The organism is Aminobacter carboxidus (genome assembly GCF_014863355.1).
GTDB lineage: Bacteria > Pseudomonadota > Alphaproteobacteria > Rhizobiales > Rhizobiaceae > Aminobacter > Aminobacter carboxidus.
On record NZ_JACZEP010000002.1, the window covers coordinates 785520 to 805402 of the forward strand.

At 62.9% G+C, this 19883-nt stretch carries 18 protein-coding genes; 12 read left to right on the forward strand and 6 right to left on the reverse strand.

Annotation, left to right across the window (positions count from 1 at the left end; translation table 11 throughout):
• Positions 1-131: 131 nt before the first annotated feature.
• The 7 genes from IHE39_RS11575 to phoB all read left to right on the forward strand — a co-directional run bounded on the left by IHE39_RS11575 (position 132) and on the right by phoB (position 9663).
• Complete coding sequence (locus IHE39_RS11575) at positions 132-3077, forward strand: response regulator (protein WP_192566536.1); 2946 nt, start codon at positions 132-134, stop codon at positions 3075-3077.
• A 289-nt stretch (positions 3078-3366) separates the two neighbouring features.
• A complete protein-coding gene (locus IHE39_RS11580) occupies positions 3367-4404 on the forward strand; it encodes a PstS family phosphate ABC transporter substrate-binding protein (RefSeq protein ID WP_192566537.1) in 1038 nt (345 codons plus the stop codon).
• A gap of 97 nt (positions 4405-4501) precedes the next feature.
• Positions 4502-5968 (forward strand): phosphate ABC transporter permease subunit PstC, encoded by a 1467-nt coding sequence (gene pstC / locus IHE39_RS11585; RefSeq protein ID WP_192566538.1) that lies wholly within the window; start codon positions 4502-4504, stop codon positions 5966-5968.
• The gene (gene pstA, locus IHE39_RS11590; protein ID WP_192566539.1) at positions 5965-7281 is read left to right on the forward strand and encodes a phosphate ABC transporter permease PstA; all 1317 of its coding nucleotides are present in this window, start codon (positions 5965-5967) and stop codon (positions 7279-7281) included. Before pstC ends, pstA begins: the two co-directional genes overlap by 4 nt.
• 24 nt (positions 7282-7305) lie before the next feature.
• A complete protein-coding gene (gene pstB, locus IHE39_RS11595; RefSeq protein WP_192566540.1) occupies positions 7306-8130 on the forward strand; it encodes a phosphate ABC transporter ATP-binding protein PstB in 825 nt (274 codons plus the stop codon).
• Positions 8131-8171: 41 nt separating this feature from the next.
• A complete protein-coding gene (gene phoU, locus IHE39_RS11600) occupies positions 8172-8876 on the forward strand; it encodes a phosphate signaling complex protein PhoU (RefSeq protein ID WP_184772466.1) in 705 nt (234 codons plus the stop codon).
• 97 nt (positions 8877-8973) lie between these two features.
• The gene (gene phoB / locus IHE39_RS11605; RefSeq protein ID WP_067957297.1) at positions 8974-9663 is read left to right on the forward strand and encodes a phosphate regulon transcriptional regulator PhoB; all 690 of its coding nucleotides are present in this window, start codon (positions 8974-8976) and stop codon (positions 9661-9663) included.
• A 114-nt stretch (positions 9664-9777) separates the two neighbouring features.
• Here the strand turns inward: phoB and IHE39_RS11610 are convergent, their stop codons facing one another.
• Positions 9778-11019: an ROK family protein gene (locus IHE39_RS11610; RefSeq protein ID WP_184772464.1), complete on the reverse strand. Its 1242-nt coding sequence runs from the start codon at positions 11017-11019 to the stop codon at positions 9778-9780.
• A gap of 247 nt (positions 11020-11266) precedes the next feature.
• Here IHE39_RS11610 and xylF point away from each other — a divergent pair, with 247 nt between their 5' ends.
• The 4 genes from xylF (at position 11267) to IHE39_RS11630 (ending at position 16334) form a co-directional block, all read left to right on the forward strand.
• Positions 11267-12307 (forward strand): D-xylose ABC transporter substrate-binding protein, encoded by a 1041-nt coding sequence (xylF, locus tag IHE39_RS11615; RefSeq protein ID WP_184772462.1) that lies wholly within the window; start codon positions 11267-11269, stop codon positions 12305-12307.
• Positions 12308-12451: 144 nt separating this feature from the next.
• Positions 12452-13804: a sugar ABC transporter permease gene (locus tag IHE39_RS11620; RefSeq protein ID WP_192566541.1), complete on the forward strand. Its 1353-nt coding sequence runs from the start codon at positions 12452-12454 to the stop codon at positions 13802-13804.
• A gap of 21 nt (positions 13805-13825) precedes the next feature.
• Positions 13826-14614, forward strand: a complete 789-nt coding sequence (locus IHE39_RS11625) for an ATP-binding cassette domain-containing protein (protein WP_184772458.1) — start codon at positions 13826-13828, stop codon at positions 14612-14614.
• Positions 14615-14729: 115 nt separating this feature from the next.
• Positions 14730-16334 carry a CHASE domain-containing protein gene (locus IHE39_RS11630; RefSeq protein ID WP_192566542.1) on the forward strand — a complete coding sequence of 535 codons (1605 nt, stop codon included), beginning with the start codon at positions 14730-14732 and terminating at the stop codon, positions 16332-16334.
• Between the two features lie 89 nt (positions 16335-16423).
• On the opposite strand, the gene IHE39_RS11635 is transcribed toward IHE39_RS11630, so the two are convergent.
• From IHE39_RS11635 to IHE39_RS11655, 5 genes are all read right to left on the reverse strand, one after another.
• The gene (locus IHE39_RS11635; protein ID WP_067957313.1) at positions 16424-16669 is read right to left on the reverse strand and encodes a YMGG-like glycine zipper-containing protein; all 246 of its coding nucleotides are present in this window, start codon (positions 16667-16669) and stop codon (positions 16424-16426) included.
• 187 nt (positions 16670-16856) lie between these two features.
• Positions 16857-17174, reverse strand: a complete 318-nt coding sequence (locus tag IHE39_RS11640) for a hypothetical protein (protein WP_192566543.1) — start codon at positions 17172-17174, stop codon at positions 16857-16859.
• A gap of 99 nt (positions 17175-17273) precedes the next feature.
• Entirely contained in the window at positions 17274-18281 is a 1008-nt protein-coding gene (locus tag IHE39_RS11645; protein ID WP_192566544.1) for a sensor histidine kinase, read from the reverse strand.
• A 171-nt stretch (positions 18282-18452) separates the two neighbouring features.
• Entirely contained in the window at positions 18453-18617 is a 165-nt protein-coding gene (locus tag IHE39_RS11650; RefSeq protein ID WP_018429836.1) for a DUF1328 domain-containing protein, read from the reverse strand.
• Between the two features lie 76 nt (positions 18618-18693).
• Entirely contained in the window at positions 18694-19488 is a 795-nt protein-coding gene (locus IHE39_RS11655; RefSeq protein WP_192566545.1) for a response regulator, read from the reverse strand.
• A gap of 196 nt (positions 19489-19684) precedes the next feature.
• Here IHE39_RS11655 and IHE39_RS11660 point away from each other — a divergent pair, with 196 nt between their 5' ends.
• Positions 19685-19882: a NepR family anti-sigma factor gene (locus IHE39_RS11660; protein ID WP_184772448.1), complete on the forward strand. Its 198-nt coding sequence runs from the start codon at positions 19685-19687 to the stop codon at positions 19880-19882.
• The last annotated feature ends 1 nt before the right edge of the window (position 19883 follow it).

Genomic DNA, 19883 nt, shown 5'->3' on the forward strand with positions numbered 1-19883 from the left:
GTTTACATTTGAATGTGCTCATGTATGGCGCTGCGGCGTTAAGGTTAGTCAGTCGTTAATGCTTCTGCGGCAAGGTTTGTTGCGGCGGTCTGCAGGGGAGCAGCATCGCCCCATGCATGCAGGGCTGACGGATGCGGAAAATTCTGGGCTCGGACGTCATCGATCCGACCGGCGAGCCGGCCAATGAGCGGGGGCTGACGAACGAGGCTGGCGATGCGCGGGCCCTGGACGATCTGAACCTGCCTTATGCCGATCTCGAACGCACCATCGATTCGATGAACATGGGTGTGGTGCTGGTCGATGCCGGCCTCAACGTGCAGTTCATCAACCGCGCCTTCTACGACATCTGGAAGCTGACCGTCGGCCAGGTCGCCATGGGCTGCTCGTTCAGGGCGCTGATGGACATCAACCGCTACAGCGGCGTCTACGCTGTCGCCGACGGCGACTGGGAAAGCTACGTCGCCTTGCGCGAGTCGGAGATTTCGGCCGGCGATGTCGCGCCGCGCGAATTCCGCCGCGCCGACGGCTGCACCATGATCTATTCGGTCACCGCCCTTTCCGGCGGCAAGCGGCTGGTTTCTTACTACGACGTCAGCGAGATGAAGCGGCGCGAGGTCGAGGCCGTCGAGGCCCGTCACCGGTTGGCCGAAGTGCTGGAGTCGCTGCCGGCGGGCGTCGTCATCTATGACCGCGACGACCGTTTCGTGCTGGCCAACCGCAAGCTCAAGAGTGCCTTGCCGGCCCTTCACGACGTCCTGGCCGAAGGCCGCACGCTGCGCGACAGCATGGTGGCAGCGCAGCGCTCGGGCTATTTCCGCGATACCAGCGACGACGACCTGGATGCCTTGTATGACGCTGATCCCGACGCCTGGGTCGAGGGCATGGTCGAGCGCTATCACTCCAGCCAGGCGGTGCGCGAGCGGCGCAATCCCGACGGGCGCTGGTACCAGATCTTCGACCAGCGGCTGGCCGACGGCACCTTCATCGGTGTGCGCGTCGACATCACCGAACTCAAGCAGCGCGAGCGCGCGCTGCAGGACTCGATGCGCGAAAACGAGGTGTTCCGCTCCCTGATCGACAATGTTCCGGTGTCGATCTATGCCAAGCACGCCGACCTCAGGCTGATGTATGTCAACCAGGGCTGGTGCGAACTGACCGGCTATTCCAAACAAGAAGCCATCGGCAAGACCGACCTCGAGATCTTTGGACCCGAAGGCGAGCCTTTCATGGAGGCCGACCGCGAGGTCATGCGCCGCGGCACGACGGTGGAGATCGAAGAGACGGCGACCTGCGCCGACGGGGTGGTGCGCCACCAGTTCGCGCGCAAGAGCGCGATGGTGGCCTCCGACGGCTCGCTCTACCTGATCGGTTCGACGACCAACATCACCGAGCTCAAGCAGCGCGAGGCCGAGCTCGAAGAAGCGCAGCGCCGGGCCGTACTCGCCGACCGCGCCAAGTCGGAATTCCTCGCCAATATGAGCCATGAAATCCGCACGCCGATGAACGGCGTACTCGGCATGGCCGAACTTCTGGCGAAATCCGATCTCGATCCCAAGCAAAAGACCTTCACCGACATCATCGTCAAATCGGGCAATGCGCTGTTGACGATCATCAACGACATCCTCGATTTCTCGAAGATCGACGCCGGCCAGCTGGTGCTCGACCCGATCCCGTTCAACCTGTCGGAGGCGATCGAGGACGTTGCCACGCTGATGTCGACGCGGGCCAAGGAAAAGGACCTCGAGCTGATCGTCAGGATGCAGCCTGATCTGCGCCACCTCTATGTCGGCGATGTCGGCCGCATCAGGCAGATCATCACCAACCTGCTCGGCAATGCGGTGAAATTCACCGATTCGGGCCATGTGCTCGTCGACGTCACCGGGCGCAGCGACGGCGAACAGACCAAGCTGCATGTCGCTGTCACCGACACCGGCATCGGCATTCCCGAAGCCAAGCTCAAGCTGGTGTTCGAGAAGTTCAGCCAGGTCGACGCGTCGTCGACGCGCCGGCACGAGGGCACCGGCCTCGGCCTCGCCATCACCTCGCGCCTCGTCGACATGATGGGCGGCGAGATTGGGGTGGAAAGCGGCGAGGGGGCCGGTTCGACCTTCTGGTTCACGCTGACGCTGCCCAACGCCGGACGGCTCGAGACGCGGCCGGCAGCACTGATCGATGTCACCGGCGCGCGCGTGCTGATCGTCGACGACAATGCCGTCAACCGCACCATCCTGACCGAACAGATGCTGTCGTGGGGGTTCGATTCCTGTGCTGCAAAGAGCGGTGCCGAAGGTCTGCAGGTGTTGCAGGCGGCGCAGGCGATGGGCGTCAATGTCGACTGCATCGTGCTCGACTACCAGATGCCCGGCATGACCGGCGCCGAGATGGCGCGGATCGTCAGGCAATCGCCGACCCTTTCTGAAACGCCAATCGTCATGCTGACTTCGGTCGACCAGTCGCTTTCGGGGCCGGCGCACCGCGACCTTGCCATCGATGCCCAGCTGATCAAGCCGGCGCGATCGTCGGCGCTGCTCGAGGCGCTGGTCGCGGCGATCCAGCGCAAGCGGGTGCCTAACCTCACGCCAGCGCAGATGGCCGACGCCCAGGTGCCGGCTAAGCACGCAAGCGGTCCAGCACCGCAAGTCGCCCGCCTGCGCGGCGGCCAGCGGCCGGGCGGCGATGGCGGGCTCGACATTCTCGTTGCCGAAGACAACGAGGTGAACCAGATGGTGTTCAGCCAGATCCTGGCCGAGACCGAGCTCAGCTTCGAGATCGTCGGCAATGGCCGGCGCGCGGTTGCCGCCTATGGCGAACGTCATCCCAGGATGATCCTGATGGACGTGTCGATGCCCGAGATGAACGGGCTCGAAGCGACGAGCGAAATCCGCAAGCTCGAACGCGGCACGGGCATGCGCGTGCCGATCATCGGCGTCACCGCCCATGCCTTGAAAGGCGACAAGGAACGTTGCCTCGAAGCCGGCATGGACGACTATCTGCCCAAGCCGATCAGCCCGCGCGCGCTGCTCGAAAAGATCGAGCGTTGGTCGTGGCAGGACGAGGAGCGCCGCGGCGCCGTCTGACGCGAATCCCGGGCATATGCCGGGCCGGCTCTCAAAGACTGTGGAAATGTGACAGTCCTCGATGCCAAAGGCCGGCCTGCCGTTGGGTAGGCGGCTTGCAATCGTTGCCTACCTGTAGTTTGCCTCGCGCCGGCAAAGGACCGAGGAAACGACCCCTTCAGGGCCAGGCACTGCAACCGTTACAGGGGTGACACGAAACTGTCATGCAACTGTAATAGAGGGGGGCTATTGGCTCACCGGGCGCCGAGGAATGGCGTCATACGAGATACTCCAACAGGAGCAGGCCCCAATGAAAAAAGCTCTTCTCACTGCGTCGGCTGCTGCCTTCGCGATCGCTGCCTCGGCAGGTTATGCCTCGGCCCGCGACCAGATCCAGGTTGCCGGTTCCTCGACCGTTCTGCCTTATGCCAAGATCGTCGCCGAGCAGTTCGGTGAAACCTTCACCAACTTCAAGACCCCAGTCATTGAGTCTGGTGGCTCTTCGGCTGGTCTCAAGGAATTCTGCAAAGGCGTTGGCGAAAACACCGTCGACATCGCCAACTCGTCTCGCAAGATCAAGGACTCGGAAGTCAAGTCGTGCGCTGAAGCCGGCGTCAAGGACGTCCAGGAAGTGCAGTTTGGATATGACGGCATCGTCTTCGCAACCGACGTCAAGGGCCCGGATTGGGCGCTGACCCCTGAGGACGTCTACAAGGCGCTGGCCGCCAAGATCGCTGTCGACGGCAAGCTGGTCGACAACCCGAACACCAAATGGAACCAGGTCAACCCGAACCTGCCCGACTGGGACATCGCCGCCTACATCCCAGGCGAAAAGCACGGAACCCGTGAAGTGTTCGAAGAGAAGCTCCTGATCGCTGGTTGCCACTCGCTCGGCGGTGTTGAAGCCGGCAAGGCGTCAGGTCTCGACGACAAGGCCTCGGAATCTGCTTGCAAGGCCGTACGCAAGGACGGCAAGGCTGTCGACATCGACGGCGACTACTCCGAGACGCTCGCTCGCATCGACTCCAACAAGACCGGCGTCGGCGTGTTTGGCCTCGCCTTCTACGAAAACAACGCCGACAAGCTGAAGGTCGCCACCGTCGGCGGCATCACGCCTTCGGTCGAGACCATCGCCAAGGGCGAGTACCCGGTGTCGCGTCCGCTGTACTTCTACGTCAAGAAGGCACATCTCGGCGTCGTTCCCGGCCTGAAGGAATATGTCGAGTTCTTCCTCGACGACCAGATGGTCGGCCCGGAAGGCCCGCTTGCCGAATACGGCCTGGTTCCTGCTCCGGATGCAGAGCGCGCTGCCCAGCGCGATGCCTTCGGCACCGGCAAGACCATGTAATATCGACCATGGGGCGGCGGAAAAAACCGCCGCCCCATGGAATGTTTCGCCGGCTGTTCCGTTCGGCACAATGATCTGAATTCACCGAGGCCGGCCCATGTCTTTCCTGCTTGTCTTCGCCATCGTACTCGCAATCGGACTGGCGGCCTTCGTGGCCGGCCGGCAAAGGGCGCGTGCGCAGGACGACGGAACGGTCAAGCCGCACTCGCGGGCGCACTACCATGGCTGGTGGGCGTTTCTTACGGGCGTCGTTCCGGCCGTCTTGTTTCTCGCCGCCTGGGATATCGGCGCGAGTGCCTATCTCAACAGCCATATCCATTCGGCGCTGCCCGCCGATGTCGCCGATGGCACGGTGGCGCAAGAAGATCTCGCCGCCGGCCTGGTCAAGAGCCTCGCCAGCGGCCTGCGCAAGCTCGACAGCCAGACGCTTTCCGCGCTGCCTTCGAGCTTTGCCGAGCTGCAGCCGATGCTCGCCGCAAAGGGCGTGGCGCTGGCGCCCGACACCCAGGACTACATGATCCCGATCGCCACCGAGGCCAACCGCGTCTCCGACCGGCTCGGCATGATTTCGGCCGTCGTTTCGGTCGGCCTCGCGCTGATCGGCGTCGGCTTCGGCCTCAGGGGCATCAGCCCGCGCGCCAGGGCGCGCAACAATGTCGAGAAGGTGATGCTGTGGAGCCTGCTCGGCGCCTCGACGCTCGCCATCCTGACGACGATCGGCATCGTTTTGTCGATGCTGTTCCAGACCATCGCCTTCTTCGAGAAGGTGCCGCTGAGCAACTTCTTCTTCGGCACCGTGTGGGATCCGCGTTTTGCGGCTGCCGGTGCAGGCGCCAGCGAAGGCCAGTTCGGCCTGATCCCGCTGCTCGCCGGCACGCTCTACATCGCCTTTGTGGCGCTGCTCGTCGCTGTGCCGATCGGCCTGATGTCGGCGGTCTACATGTCCGAATACGCAGCCCCCAAGGTCCGCGCGGTGGTCAAGCCGGCACTCGAACTGCTCGCCGGCATCCCGACCATCGTCTACGGTATCTTCGCGCTCGTCACGCTCGGACCCTTCCTGCGCGACATCAGTGCGGCCCTGACCGGCGGCACCCCGTTCATCCAGGCGCAGTCGATCCTGACCGCCGGCCTGGTGATGGGCGTGATGCTGATCCCGGTGGTCTCTTCGCTCTCCGACGACATCATCACCGCGGTGCCGCGCGCCATGCGCGACGGTTCGCTCGGCCTTGGCGCCACGCGCTCGGAAACGATCAAGCGCGTCATCCTCCCGGCCGCCTTGCCTGGTATCGTCGGCGCCATCCTGCTGACTGCCTCGCGCGCCATCGGCGAAACGATGATCGTGGTGCTGGCGGCCGGCGTTGCCGCCAACCTGACGCTCAACCCGTTCGAGGCGATGACCACCATCACTGTCAAGATCGTCAACCAGCTGACCGGCGACCTTGAGTTCAACACGCCGCAGACGCTGGTCGCCTTCGCGCTCGGCATCACGCTGTTTGCGCTGACGCTGGTGATGAACATCGTCGCCCTTTACATCGTCCGGAAGTACCGGGAGCAGTACGAATGACCGATATTTCGCTCGACACGCTGACCACCTCAGCTGCCCGTCCGCGCCGCGACATCGGCATCAAGAAGCGCTACGCCGCCGAACGCCGCTTCCGCCTCTATGGCGTGCTGGCGATCGCCGTCGGCCTGGCCTTCCTGGGCGTCATGCTGACCTCGATCATCTCCAAGGGCTACACCGCCTTCTGGCAGACGACGGTGACGCTTGCGATCAACTTCGACGAGAAGGTCATCGATCCGTCCAACAAGCGGGCGACCGATCCTAACGTGCTGATCACGGCGAATTACCCCAAGCTCGCCGAAGCCGCGCTGATCGAAAAGCTCGGCATCGATCCCAACGACAAGGCCGAGGTGCGCAAGCTCAAGGGCTTCCTGTCCGACAGCTCGCGTGTTCAGCTCAGGGCGATCGTCGCCGCCGACCCGTCGGTCATCGGCACGACGCGCAATGTCGACATCCTGGCCGCCGCCAACATGGACTCTGCCTTCAAGGGCCAGATCGATCTCGAAGTGCCGGAAAGCCGCCGCAAGGTGTCGGACCAGCAGGTCGAGTGGATGAACAAGCTCAAGGCCGAAGGCGTGATGGCCGAGCATTTCAACACCGGGCTGTTCAGCTATGGCGCATCGAGCCGGCCTGAAACCTCTGGTGTTGGCGTTGCCCTCATCGGCTCGTTCTACATGATGGTGATCGTGCTTTTGCTGGCGCTGCCGATCGGCGTCGCTGCCTCGATCTATCTCGAGGAATTCGCCAAGAAGAGCCGCTTCACCGACCTGATCGAGGTCAATATCAACAACCTCGCCGCCGTGCCGTCGATCGTCTTCGGTCTGCTCGGTCTTGCCGTATTCATCAACTTCCTTGGCCTGCCGCGCTCGGCATCCTTCGTCGGCGGCCTGGTGCTGACGCTGATGACGCTGCCGACGATCATCATCGCGACGCGCGCCGCCCTTGCCGCCGTGCCGCCGTCGATCCGCTCGGCAGCACTTGGCCTGGGCGCCTCGAAGATGCAGATGGTGTTCCAGCACATCCTGCCGCTGGCCGCACCTGGCATCCTGACCGGCACGATCATCGGCCTGGCGCGTGCGCTCGGCGAGACCGCGCCGCTGCTGTTGATCGGCATGGTCGCCTTCGTCGCCGACTATCCCAAGACGCCCTTCGACCCGGCGACGGCCCTGCCGGTGCAGATCTACATGTGGGCGAACGAGGCCGAACGCGCCTTTGTCGAGCGCATGTCGGGCGCCATCATCATCCTTTTGATCTTCCTCATGGCGATGAACATCGTCGCCATCGTCCTGCGCCGCCGCTTCGAGCGCCGCTGGTAGGGCATGGACAAGGAGCATCCTGCTATGAACATCATGACCGAAAAATCCCTCGACGACGCGGTGAATGCTGAGATGAACGCCAGATCGAATGAAATCATCAAGATGCGCGGCGACAAGGTCACCGTGCACTATGGCGACAAGCAAGCGCTGTTCGGCGTCGATCTCGACGTGCGCCAGAACCAGGTGACGGCGCTGATCGGCCCGTCGGGCTGCGGCAAGTCGACCTTCCTGCGCTGCCTCAACCGGATGAACGACACCATCGACAGCGCCAGCGTCGGCGGCAAGATTACGCTCGACAACGAAGACATCTACGATCCCAAGATCGACGTGGTCGAACTGCGTGCCCGTGTCGGCATGGTGTTTCAGAAGCCGAACCCGTTCCCCAAGTCGATCTACGAAAATGTCGCCTACGGCCCGCGCATCCACGGCCTGGCCAAGAACAAGGCCGAACTCGACATCATCGTCGAAAAGAGCCTGCAGAAGGCGGCACTGTGGAATGAAGCCAAGGACCGTCTCAACGAGCCGGGCACCGGCCTGTCGGGCGGCCAGCAGCAGCGCCTGTGCATCGCGCGCGCCATCGCGGTTTCGCCCGAGGTGATCCTGATGGACGAGCCGTGCTCGGCGCTCGACCCGATCGCCACTGCCAAGGTGGAGGAGCTGATCGACGAACTGCGCGAGAACTACACCATCGTCATCGTGACGCACTCGATGCAGCAGGCGGCACGCGTGTCGCAGCGCACGGCGATGTTCCACCTCGGCTATCTGGTCGAGGAAGGTGCCACCGACAAGATGTTCACCAACCCCGACGACAAGCGGACGCAGGACTACATCACCGGCCGCTTCGGCTGAGTGAGCGTTTTCGCCGCTGTATACGAGACGAGGAAGAAATCATGGGCGAACATACAGTCCGGTCCTTCGATGAAGAACTCCAGCACGTCGACCAGCTCATCCGTGACATGGGCGACCTTGCCGGCGCGATGGTCGCCGGCGCCATCCGCGCGCTGTTGTCGTCCGACCAGTCGCTGGCGCAGAACGTCGTCGCCGACGACACGATCATGGACGCCAAGCAGCGCGACCTCGACAATTCGGCGATCACGCTGATCGCCAAGCGCCAGCCGATGGCGCAGGATCTGCGCGCGGTCGTCGGTGCCATCCGCATGGCGGGTGACCTCGAGCGCATCGGCGACCTGGCCAAGAACATCGCCAAGCGTGTCGGCGCCGTCGGCCAGTCGCCGACGCCGCGCAACCTGTCGCACTCGATCGACGCGATGGCACAGCTGGTGCTCGGCCAGGTTCGCGGCGTCGTCGACCTCTATGTCGCGCGCAAGGCCGAGGGCCTGAAGGATCTGCGCGCCGACGACCAGAAGATCGACATCCAGTACAACGCCGTGTTCCGCGAACTTTTGACCTACATGATGGAAGATCCGCGCAACATCACGGCCTGCACGCATCTGCTGTTCTGCGCCAAGAACCTCGAGCGTATCGGTGACCATGTCACCAACATCGCCGAGAACGCCTATTTCGTCGTCACGGGTACGCAGCTGCCGCTGAACCGGCCAAAGGTCGACGAGACCACGACGACGGTTCCGGCCTGAGCATTTCCGCAACCGCATGCGTTTGGCGCGGGGGCGCTGCATAGGTTAAATCAGCGCATGGGCCTCAAGGACCATGCGCCAGGATAAGGTATAGCCGATGATCGCTCCCAAGGTCATGGTCGTCGAAGATGAAGAGCCGCTGGGCGTGCTGCTTCGCTACAACCTCGAATCGGAAGGCTATCAGGTCGAGGTCGTCACGCGTGGCGACGAGGCCGAGATCAGGCTTCAGGAAAACGTGCCCGATCTTCTGGTGCTCGACTGGATGGTGCCGGCCCTTTCCGGCATCGAGCTGTGCCGCCGGCTCAGGATGCGTCCCGACACCGAACGTTTGCCGATCATCATGCTGACGGCGCGCGGCGAGGAAAGCGACAGGGTGCGTGGACTTTCGACGGGTGCCGACGACTATCTGGTCAAGCCGTTCTCGACGCCGGAGTTCATGGCGCGCGTCAAGGCGCTGCTGCGCCGGGCCAAGCCAGAAGTGCTGTCGTCGGTACTCAAGGTCGGCGACATCATGCTCGACCGCGAGTCGCACAGGGTCTATCGCAAGAAGAGCGAGATCAAGCTCGGGCCGACCGAGTTCCGCCTGCTCGAATTCATGATGCGGCATCCAGGCCGGGTGTTTTCGCGCAGCCAGTTGCTCGACAATGTCTGGGGCGAAACGATCTATATCGACGAGCGCACGGTCGACGTGCATGTCGGGCGTCTGCGCAAGGCGGTCAATAATGGCCGCATGCCTGACGTGATCCGCACCATCCGCGGCGCCGGTTACGCCATTCGCGAGGACTAGTCCCTATCAGGCGCTAGAGCGCTTCCGCTTTTCTTCGAATCGCGGAATCTCTCTATCTTCTTGTTTTTGCGCAATTCCTAGGGAAAACCGCTACGCACTTTTCCTGGAATTGCTCTACGCGACGTCGGCATCGGCGCGGCGTGGCGCTGAGCCTGCGGCAAAGATTTCCTGATCGACATGGAGCAGGGCGCGCATCATTGCGCCCTCGCGCTTGAGCGGAACCTCGTTGGGCTCGGTGTCGAACGAGATCGCCTTCGAATGCAGCCCGCCTGCGGTCTTGGCGATGGCGGCGCGGACATGCGGTTCCATCAGGTCGAAGGCGGTGGCGCCGACGCCAACGAAAGCGAGCGGCGCGGGGTCGAACAGGGCGAACATCGAACCGAGGCCGAAGCCGATCGCTTCGCCGGCCTTGCGGAAGGCCTCGCGTTCGGGGCCGTCATGGTCGCGGGCGGCATCGGCAAGGGAGCGGATGTCGTCGTCGGACAGATCGGCCAGCGGCTCGGCGTTCTCGTCGCCAAGCCTGGCGTTGCGCCAGATGGCATAGTTGCCGGCATAGGCTTCGATGCAGCCGCGGCGGCCGCAGCGGCACAGCGCGCCGTCGGGCCGGTGGATCATGTGGCCGAATTCGGCGCCGGATGATTGCGTGCCGGTGAACAGCTCGCCCTTGATGACCAGGCCCATGCCGATGCCGTGCGACAACAAGATGGCGATGAAATCGTCGCGGTAGCGTGACGGATCGCGCCAGCGCAGTGCCTCGGCGATCATGTTGCAGTCGTTTTCGACCGTCACCGGCACGCCGAACTCCTGCTCCAGCCTGTCGGCGAACGGGATGTCGTCATGCCGGGTGATCGGCGACCACAACAGCTTGCGCGAAGCGGCATCGGTGATGCCTTGCACGGCCATGGCGATGCGCAAGACCGTTCCGCCCGCGGCATCGTCGCTTTCAGTCAGTCGGCGGATCATGGCGACGCATTCGTCAGTCAGCGCTTCACCGGACATATGCTCGGTCACCAGACGCGTGGTTTCTTCAACGACAGTGTTGCCGGCATAATCGATGATTGCAGCAGACAGGCTGTTGAGGGAAAGCACGACGGCAACGACCGACGCGGCCCTGGGCTCGAGCGTCAGGGCGACCTGGGGGCGGCCGCGCTTCATCGAAACCGGCTCGTTGCTCTTGGCTTCGGCAAGGATGCCTTCTGCGATGAGATCGGAGGAAATCGTCGAGATGGTCGAATGGCTGAGGCCGGTGGTGGCGGCGATTTCGGTGCGCGACGGCTGGCTGGCCCGGCGAACCGCGGATATAACCATGGCACGGTTGCGCCGTCTCAGATCGTCGTGACGTATGCCGACCGACATGTGCTCGTCTTCCTCCCGGCGAAGCGCTGCCTTCTTAAGCGGCAGTCCCTTACGCGCCAAGTGATTGTGACAGAGCCGGCACCAAATGTCTCTATTTATTTCGAGCTCCGAAAAAAATAAGGCGCGGACGCGAAACCTTGTTGACAGCGGTCGGGCATTGCGTCAGTATTTTTTCGAGGCTCGAAAAAAAGAGCTTCTCCAAGGGCTAAGCGAAGTAGGCGCGCCCATTGGGCGCAGGGAGGAAACAATGAAAAAGTTTACCACCGCCATCCTGGCGGGTGTTGCCATGACTCTGTCGCTTTCGGCAGTGGCTTCGGCAAAGGACAAGGTCATCGGCGTGTCCTGGTCGAACTTCCAGGAAGAACGCTGGAAGACCGACGAAGCCGCCATGAAGGCCGCCATCGAGGCAGCCGGCGACAAGTACATCTCGGCTGACGCGCAGTCGTCGCCAGCCAAGCAGCTGACCGACGTCGAAAGCCTGATCTCGCAGGGCGCCAACGCCCTCATCATCCTGGCGCAGGACGCTTCGGCCATCGGACCGGCCGTCGACAAGGCTGTCGCCGAAGGCATTCCGGTCGTCGGCTATGACCGCCTGATCGAAAACAAGGACGCCTTCTACCTGACCTTCGACAACAAGGAAGTCGGGCGCATGCAGGCCAAGGGCGTGTTCGCCGCCAAGCCTGAAGGCAACTACGTCTTCATCAAGGGCAGCGGTGCCGATCCGAACGCCGACTTCCTGTTTGCCGGCCAGATGGAAGTGCTCAAGGAAGCCGTCGACGCCGGCAAGATCAAGAATGTCGGCGAGGCCTACACCGACGGCTGGCTGCCCGCCAACGCCCAGAAGAACATGGAGCAGTTCCTGACCGCCAACGACAACAAGATCGATGCGGTCGTGGCTTCCAACGATGGCACCGCAGGCGGTGCGATCGCCGCGCTCCAGGCACAGGGCCTTGCCGGCTCGGTGCCGGTATCGGGCCAGGACGGCGACCATGCCGCGCTGAACCGCATCGCGCTCGGCACCCAGACCGTTTCGGTGTGGAAGGACGCACGCGAACTCGGCAAGAACGCGGCTGAAATCGCCTCGCAGCTCGCCGACGGCAAGAAGATGGAAGAGATCGCCAACGTCACCAAGTTCAAGACGCCCGGTGGCCTCGATCTGAACTCGGTGTTCCTGACGCCGGTTCCGATCACCAAGGACAACCTCAACGTCGTCATCGACGCCGGCTGGGTTGGCAAGGACGTCGTCTGCCAGGGCGTGGCAGCGGGCTCGGTAGCAGCCTGCAACTAACAGTCGGCCTGGTCCGACAGGTGAAGCGCCGCGGTCCAGTGACCGCGGCGTTTTCCCAAAACGCCCGCTTCATGACATGGCATATTGACCCTATCATGCGCACACCGGCCGCCGCTTAGACGGCTGCCCGGTCGGGAGGTAACTATGACAGACACGACTTCCAACGTGCCGGCGGACCGCGCGCGAACGACGGAGCTCAGCCCGATCGGGCGTTTCCTCAAGGCAACCGAGATCGATACGCGCATGCTCGGCATGGTCGGCGCGCTGTTGCTGATCTGGGTGGGGCTGCAGGTGATTTCGAGCCTGCGCCTCGGCGTCAACCCGTTCGATTTCGACAGCCGCACCTTCCTGACCGCCCGCAATTTGTGGAACCTGTCGGTGCAGGCGTCTGCCGTGGCGATCATGGCGACCGGCATGGTGCTGGTCATCGTCATGCGCAACATCGACCTGTCGGTCGGCTCGGCCGAAGGCCTGATCGGCATGGTGATGGGCTTTGCCCAGGTGCATTTCCTCGTCAAAGCCGTCGGTCTCGAACTCGGCAATCCGTGGATCTGGGCGTTGGCACTCGTCATCGGCATCGCGCTCGGCTTGCTGATCGGCGCGCTGCAGGGTTTCGTCATCGCCTATATGGAGGTTCCCGCCTTCATCGTGACGCTGGGCGGACTGCTGATCTGGCGCGGCGCGGCCTGGTGGGTCACCTCAGGCCAGACGATCGCGCCGCTGGATGCGACTTTCCAGTTGATGGGCGGTGGTCCGCAGGGCGCCATCGGCGCGACATGGAGCTGGGTCGTCGGTCTCGTTGCATGCCTGGCCGTGGTGTTGCTGCTGCTGCGTGGCCGCCAGCAACGCAAGCGCTTCAAGTTCCCGCTGCGGCCGCTGTGGGCCGAGACATTTCTCGGCACCGTTACCTGCGGTGTCATCCTCGGTGCGGTCTGGATTGCCAATTCCTACCCCTGGCCGATCGGCATCGTGCGTCGCTACGCCGAGGCCAACGGCATCACCGTTCCCGAAGGCGGGCTGTTCATCGCCCATGGCATCGCCATTCCCGTGCTGATCGCGGTGGCGGTGGGCATCGTCATGACCTTTGTCACCAACCGCACCCGCTTCGGCCGCTATGTCTTTGCCATCGGCGGCAACCCCGAAGCCGCCAACCTCGCCGGCATCAATACGCGCTGGATCACCATGAAGGTGTTCATGATCATGGGCGTGCTGGCAGCGATCAGCGCCGCTGTCTCCAGTGCTCGCCTGAATTCTGCCACCAATTCGCTCGGCACGCTGGACGAACTGCTGGTCATCGCTGCTGCCGTCATCGGCGGCACCTCGCTCGCCGGCGGCGCCGGTACCGTTGCCGGTGCCATGCTGGGTGCTCTTCTGATGCAGTCATTGCAGTCGGGCATGGTGCTGCTCAACATCGACACGCCGTTGCAGAACATCGTCGTTGGCCTGGTGCTGGTCGTGGCCGTCTGGCTCGACACGCTCTACCGCAAGCGCGTCTAACGAAAACCGGGAGCCAAGATCATGGAACAGACCCGTATCCCGCTCGTCGACCTCAAGAACATCTCCATCGCCTTCGGCGGCATCCGCGCCGTCGACGACGCCTCGGTCGATCTCTATCCGGGCGAAGTCGTCGCCCTGCTCGGCCACAATGGCGCCGGCAAGTCGACGCTGATCAAGATCCTGTCGGGCGCCTACAAGCGCGACAGCGGTGCGATCTTCGTCCGCGGCGAGGAGGCATCGATCTCCAATCCGCGCGACGCCAAGAAATACGGCATCGAGACGATCTACCAGACGCTGGCGCTGGCCGACAATGTCGACGCCGCCGCCAACCTCTTCCTCGGCCGCGAGATCATGACCGCCTATGGCACGCTCGACGACGTCGCCATGGAGGCCGAGGCGCGCAAGGTGATGGGCCGGCTCAACCCGCGCTTCCAGCGCTTCAAGGAACCGGTCAGCAAGCTGTCGGGTGGCCAGAGGCAGTCGGTGGCGATCGCGCGCGCCATCCTGTTCAATGCCCGCATCCTGATCATGGACGAGCCGACGGCAGCCCTTGGGCCGCAGGAGACGGCGCAGGTCGGCGAACTGGTCAAGCAGCTCAAGGCCGATGGCATCGGCATCTTCCTGATCAGCCACGACATCCACGACGTGTTCGATCTCGCCGACCGCGTCTGCGTGATGAAGAACGGCCAGGTCGTCGGTACGGCGCGCACCCAGGATGTGACCAAGGACGAGGTGCTCGGCATGATCATCCTCGGAAAATGCCCGCCCGGCGCCATTCCGGGACCGGGAGCGATGCAGATCGCCGCCTGAGCGACTATCTGGCTTTGCCGGCTACCAATCTGGCTCAAAACATGGTCGCGAAAAGCAGTTCCCACTTTTCGCGATCATGCTTTAATGAGTGGAGCGTGACACGAGCCGGCCAGAATTGAAAAAATACTTTCCCACTTTGATATTTATTGCCGTCGCGCTGGTCAGCCTGACGATGGCGGCGCTCGTTTATTTTGCGACGGTCGAGGCGGCGAGGATCAAGTTCCAGTCGGTGGCCGACGATGCGCTTAACCGCATCGAGGGCAGGATGGAGTTCGACCTTGCCTTGCTGCATGCGACGCAGGCGATGTTTGCGGCGCAGAAGGGCAATCTTTCGCGCGACCAGTTTCGCAGCTACTTCGCTTCGCTCGATGCCGAGCGGAGTTTCCCGAGCCTGCGCGGCATCGGTTTTGTCAGGCTCATCGACAGCGGACAAAGCGATGCGATCACAGCCGAGCTGAAACAAGGCTACGGCATCGACCGACCGCTTTTCCCTGATACAAACCTGTCGTGGCGGACGCCGATCGTGCTGTTCGAGCCGATGAGCAAGGCCAGCCTTGACGCCATGGGCTTCGACATGGCGACCGACCCGCTGCGCCGCAGCGCGATCGAAGCGGCGTTGGCGGCAAAGGGTGAACCCAGGGCTACCAGTCGGGTGCTGCTTGGCCAGGGCGACAACGGCCCGCGCCAGCCAGGGATATTGGTGTTTTCGCGCGTCGACCGGCCGGATGGCGAGGGGACGGCGCCTGCCGGTTTCCTCTATGTCGCCTTCCGCACCTCCGAGCTGTTTCAGGCCGCACTTGGCAAGGCGCCGCTGCTGCCGGTCGCTGTCGAAGTGTTCGACGGCACGATGGGCGACGACACCTTGCTGTTCCGCTCGGAGGCGCCGCCAGATCCCGGCTATGGCGACGACTTTTCGGTGACGCGCGAGGCCGATGTCGCCGGCCGCAAGTGGACGATCAATTTCAGGCCGAGTACCGCCTTCATGCCGCCATCGCCGCGCACGGCACCTTTGATGCTCGGGCTGTTCGGCCTGGTGCTGGCCGGCTCGATCGCGCTGGTGGCCCGCTACCAGCAGCGCGCCTACGAGGCTGCGGCCCTGCTTCACGAAACGACGGAGAAGAGCCTCCTGGAGAAGGACCTGATGCTTCAGGAAATGAAGCATCGCATCAAGAACTCGATCGCTCGTGTCCTGGCGATGGCGCGCCAGACGGCGGCACACTCCGAAAACATCGACGAGTTCTCGGCGTCGTTCTCGGCCCGGCTTCAGGCGATGGCTGCTTCCCAGGACATGCTGACGCGTTCACGCTGGCAAAAGGCCGATCTTGGCGAGTTGTTGCGCATCGAGCTCGGCCAGGTGTTCGGCAAGGAATTGCCGGTGGACATGATGTCCGGTCCCAAGGTCGAACTGGACGAGACGACGACACAGGCGCTCGGGCTGACTTTCCATGAACTGGCGACCAACGCATTGAAATATGGCGATGGTGACAACTCGGTCGGTGGACTGAAGGTCGACTGGCGCCTGAACGGCCAGGGCAAGGGGCGGCGTCTGTTGTTCAACTGGGTCGAACGCAACGCCAACGGTGTGTCGGCACCTGAAAAGACCGGCTTCGGCACCAAGCTGATCGACATGAACATCACCCGCGAACTCGATGGCCAGATCGTGCGGCGTTACACCGAAGACGGGTTGAGGGTGGAGATCGATATACCGTATCGCCGCTGACGTGCCTCGACGTCTGCCAAGAAGCCGGTTCGACAAGAAAAACCCGGCGACGGCCAGAGCCATCGCCGGGTTTGGTCTGCAAAGCCGTGTTAGCGGCAGCGCGCGGTGTAGATCTGGCCGCGGCTGTTGCGATATTCGCAGTAGCCATTGCGCAGATTGCGCACCAGCAGGCCCGACGCAGCACCTACGGCACCGCCGATCAGAGCCCCGCGGCCGCCGCCGATCAGCGCGCCCGCCACAGCACCAACGCCCGTGCCGGTGGCTACGTCGCGCTCGGTCGTCGTGCAGCCTGAGATTGCAACGACGGCTGCAACGACAAGGATAAGCTTCTTCATGTGGTCAGTCCTCTCACTTTAACATCGCCCTTGGGAATACTTAGCGTATCGGTCTGAAAATCGGAATCGTTTTTCCGCTCGCCGCATCAATTCAACGGCTTAGCGTATCCGCATGATGTCGGCTCCCTGGTCTGAGGGGGGTGGGCGGATACGCTGCTGCATTCATGGGCCGCATTCATGGACCGCATCAATGGAGATAAGCCGGCTTGCCGGTGGCGGTATCCGCCACGACGACGCTGGATACGGTTAGAGACGCCTCGAGCGTGCCATTGGGCAGGACGTTCCAGGTCAGCTGGTCGTAATCGTCCTCAAGTGCCGGATCGACCTCCAGGCACCTGGCAAAAGTGCGGTTGCTGCTCGACCTGAACGCGCCGAGAACCTTCGGCAGTTCAGCCTGGCACGCGTCATACGCCTCATACAGGGGCGCAGGCGCCGGAATCTCGCGGCAACCCGACAAGTCCTGGGAGCAGGAAACGACCAACAGAAATGCTGCGATGTGTTCCATGGCAAACCACCTCGGCCAAGAAACGGCGGGTGGAGGCTAAAAGTTCCATGCAGCGGCCGAGCTGAACCGTTTGAATTTCAAGGCAGGCGGTCGCGGCAGCTAGTCCTGGTCCAACTCGAAGTTCGCCTGGGGCATGACGAGACGGTATTGCAGACTGTCGACGCCGATTTCGAGCTCGGCATTGCCGTTCAGAGCGGCCGGTACGACGCGCTCGAGCGCCACCGAGCCGAAGCGTTTCTTGCGCGTCGAGGCATCCGCGATCGGGCCGATCGCTTCCGACCAGTGCAGGCTCATCTGCTCTTCGCCGTCGGGACCGGAGATCTTGCTCGCCGTTACCTCGACGTGACCGTCGGCACGGGAAAGCGCGCCATAACTCACCGAATTGACCGCCAGCTCGTGCACGGCAAGGCCGATATGCAGGGCGGCATTGGGGGTGAGATATGGATCGTCGCCCAGAATGTGCACCGCGTGCTCGGTGTCGTTGCTGTAGCGCTTGACCTGGCCGACGACCAGTTCGCGGAAGCCGGCGCCGCGCCAGTTGGACGAGGTGACAAGGTCCTGCGACGAGGCCAGCGACTGGAGGCGGCCGCGAAAGCGATCGAGGAAGACGTCGATGGAGCCTGAGTAGTGGCCGGTCTGGCTGGCGATGCTCTGGATGATCGCCAAAAGGTTCTTGGAGCGGTGGCTGACTTCGCGCAACAGCGCCTTCAGGGTCTGCTCACGCCGCTTCTGTTCGGTGGTTTCGATGACGGTGACGACAACACCCTGGATCTGGCCGCTTGGCGACCGGTCGGCGTCGATGCAGACGTCGAACCAGCGCATGCCGGCAGCGTTGTCGGCGATGCTGACCTCAAGCGCATCCGAATTGCCGGTCGCAAGGGTGTTTTTCTTGGCGGCGACGAGCCGGTCGGCCTGCTGTTCGGGCAGGAAGTCGCCTTCGCCGGTCTGCTCTTCGAGCGCGTCCGCCCAGGGCGGCTGCAGATTGTGCGACCAGACCGTGTGGAGCCTATGATCCTGGTAGAGCACGGCAATGCCCGCATTGCGGGAGGCATGGAGCAGGGCGGCGTCGACCCTTTTACTCTGTCCCGCTGTGGAGGGATTGGCCATGCGACGAGCGCCTTTGCTCTGCTCATTGCGGTTCGGCCGAATGATCTCGGCAAGAACCAAATGGGACCGCCGGGCAACGCTTCAAGAATGAGGCGCTACCCGGCGGCGCTGGATTCCGACTGAGGGGGCCGGCTTCCAGTCTCGGGTTGGTTCTTCATATTGCCGGCGTCATCAAGCGCGCCTGAACAGGCCCGCGATCAGCGAAATGACCAGGAACGCCAGGAAGATGAAGAACAAGATTTGCGCGATACCGGCTGATGTTCCGGCGATGCCGCCGAAGCCGAGGGCGCCGGCAATAATCGCAACGACAAGGAATACGAGCGCCCAATAAAGCATGATCTATCTCCTTCAAATGACGCATGAAAAACGTGCCGCCCCAAGGTTGGTTCCCTGAGGCGGTGCATAAAAAGCCCTATGCCGCAGCCTTTGCCTGTCTGTCAAAGAACAAAGCCTGACTGATCAGCGCCTTGACCATATCGGGGTTGAACGGCTTGGTGACGAGGAAGGCCGGCTCCGGCCGCTCGCCGGTCAAGAGGCGCTCGGGGAAGGCGGTGATGAAGATCACCGGCAGCGGTGCGGAAGACAGCATCTCGTTGACGGCATCGATGCCGGAGCTGCCGTCGGCGAGCTGGATGTCGGCCAGGATCATCTTGGGACGCGTCCGCTTGAACAGCGATATCGCCTCCGCGCGGGTGCGGGCGGTGCCGACGACGCGATGGCCCAGGCTCTCCACCATCTCTTCGATGTCCATGGCGATCAGCGGTTCGTCCTCGATGATCAGGATGTCGGTCGCCACCTGACGCGAGATTTCGCCGCTCGCTTCCTGCAGCAGCCTTGTGAACTCGTCCGGATCGGTGTCGAGGACCTCGGCGGCCTCGGCTTCGTTGAAGCCTTCGACGGCAACCAGCAGGAATGCCTGGCGCGGACGCGGCGACAGCGCAGAAAGATTGGCTGCGGCGCGCTTTTCCCAGCCAAGCGTTGGCGAGTCCTGCGGCACGCGAATGGAAACGGATGTGAAAAGACGGGCAAATATCTTGTAGAGCGCAATGCGGTCGTTGGAAGCGGACGGGAACACATCGATGTCGTCGATCAGTGCTTCAAGCATCGCAGCCACCAGCGCATCGCCGCTCTCCTGGGAGCCCGCCACCGCGCGTGAGAAACGGCGGAGATAGGGCAGGTGCGGGGCGATTCTCGTGGATAGTGTCATGATTGACGTCTCCCTCATTCGACGTTGCTGAAACTGTTGTGAAGCGACACACAACGCGTGGTCTGTGCAAAAGTTCCTCTTTTGTGGAACCTATCCGCATTTGGGGAGTTGGGTGCAAAATTTGAAAAACCGACAAGGTAGTTGCGCGCCATGTGGAGCGGGACGTCCGCGGGGCAAAAAGGGCGAAGACAAGCATATGACCAAGCAGACCAGTGGCGCAGCCAGCGCCGGGCCGAACCGTCGACGCGATGGTGAGCCTCTTGGGGCAAACTCCGAAATAGGCCGCAAGCTCAAGCAATATTACGATGAACTGGTGTCCGACGAGGTGCCGGATCGATTTGCCCAGCTGCTCAGCCAGCTGGAACAGGCCGAACCTGAGCAGCAGAAGGACTGAC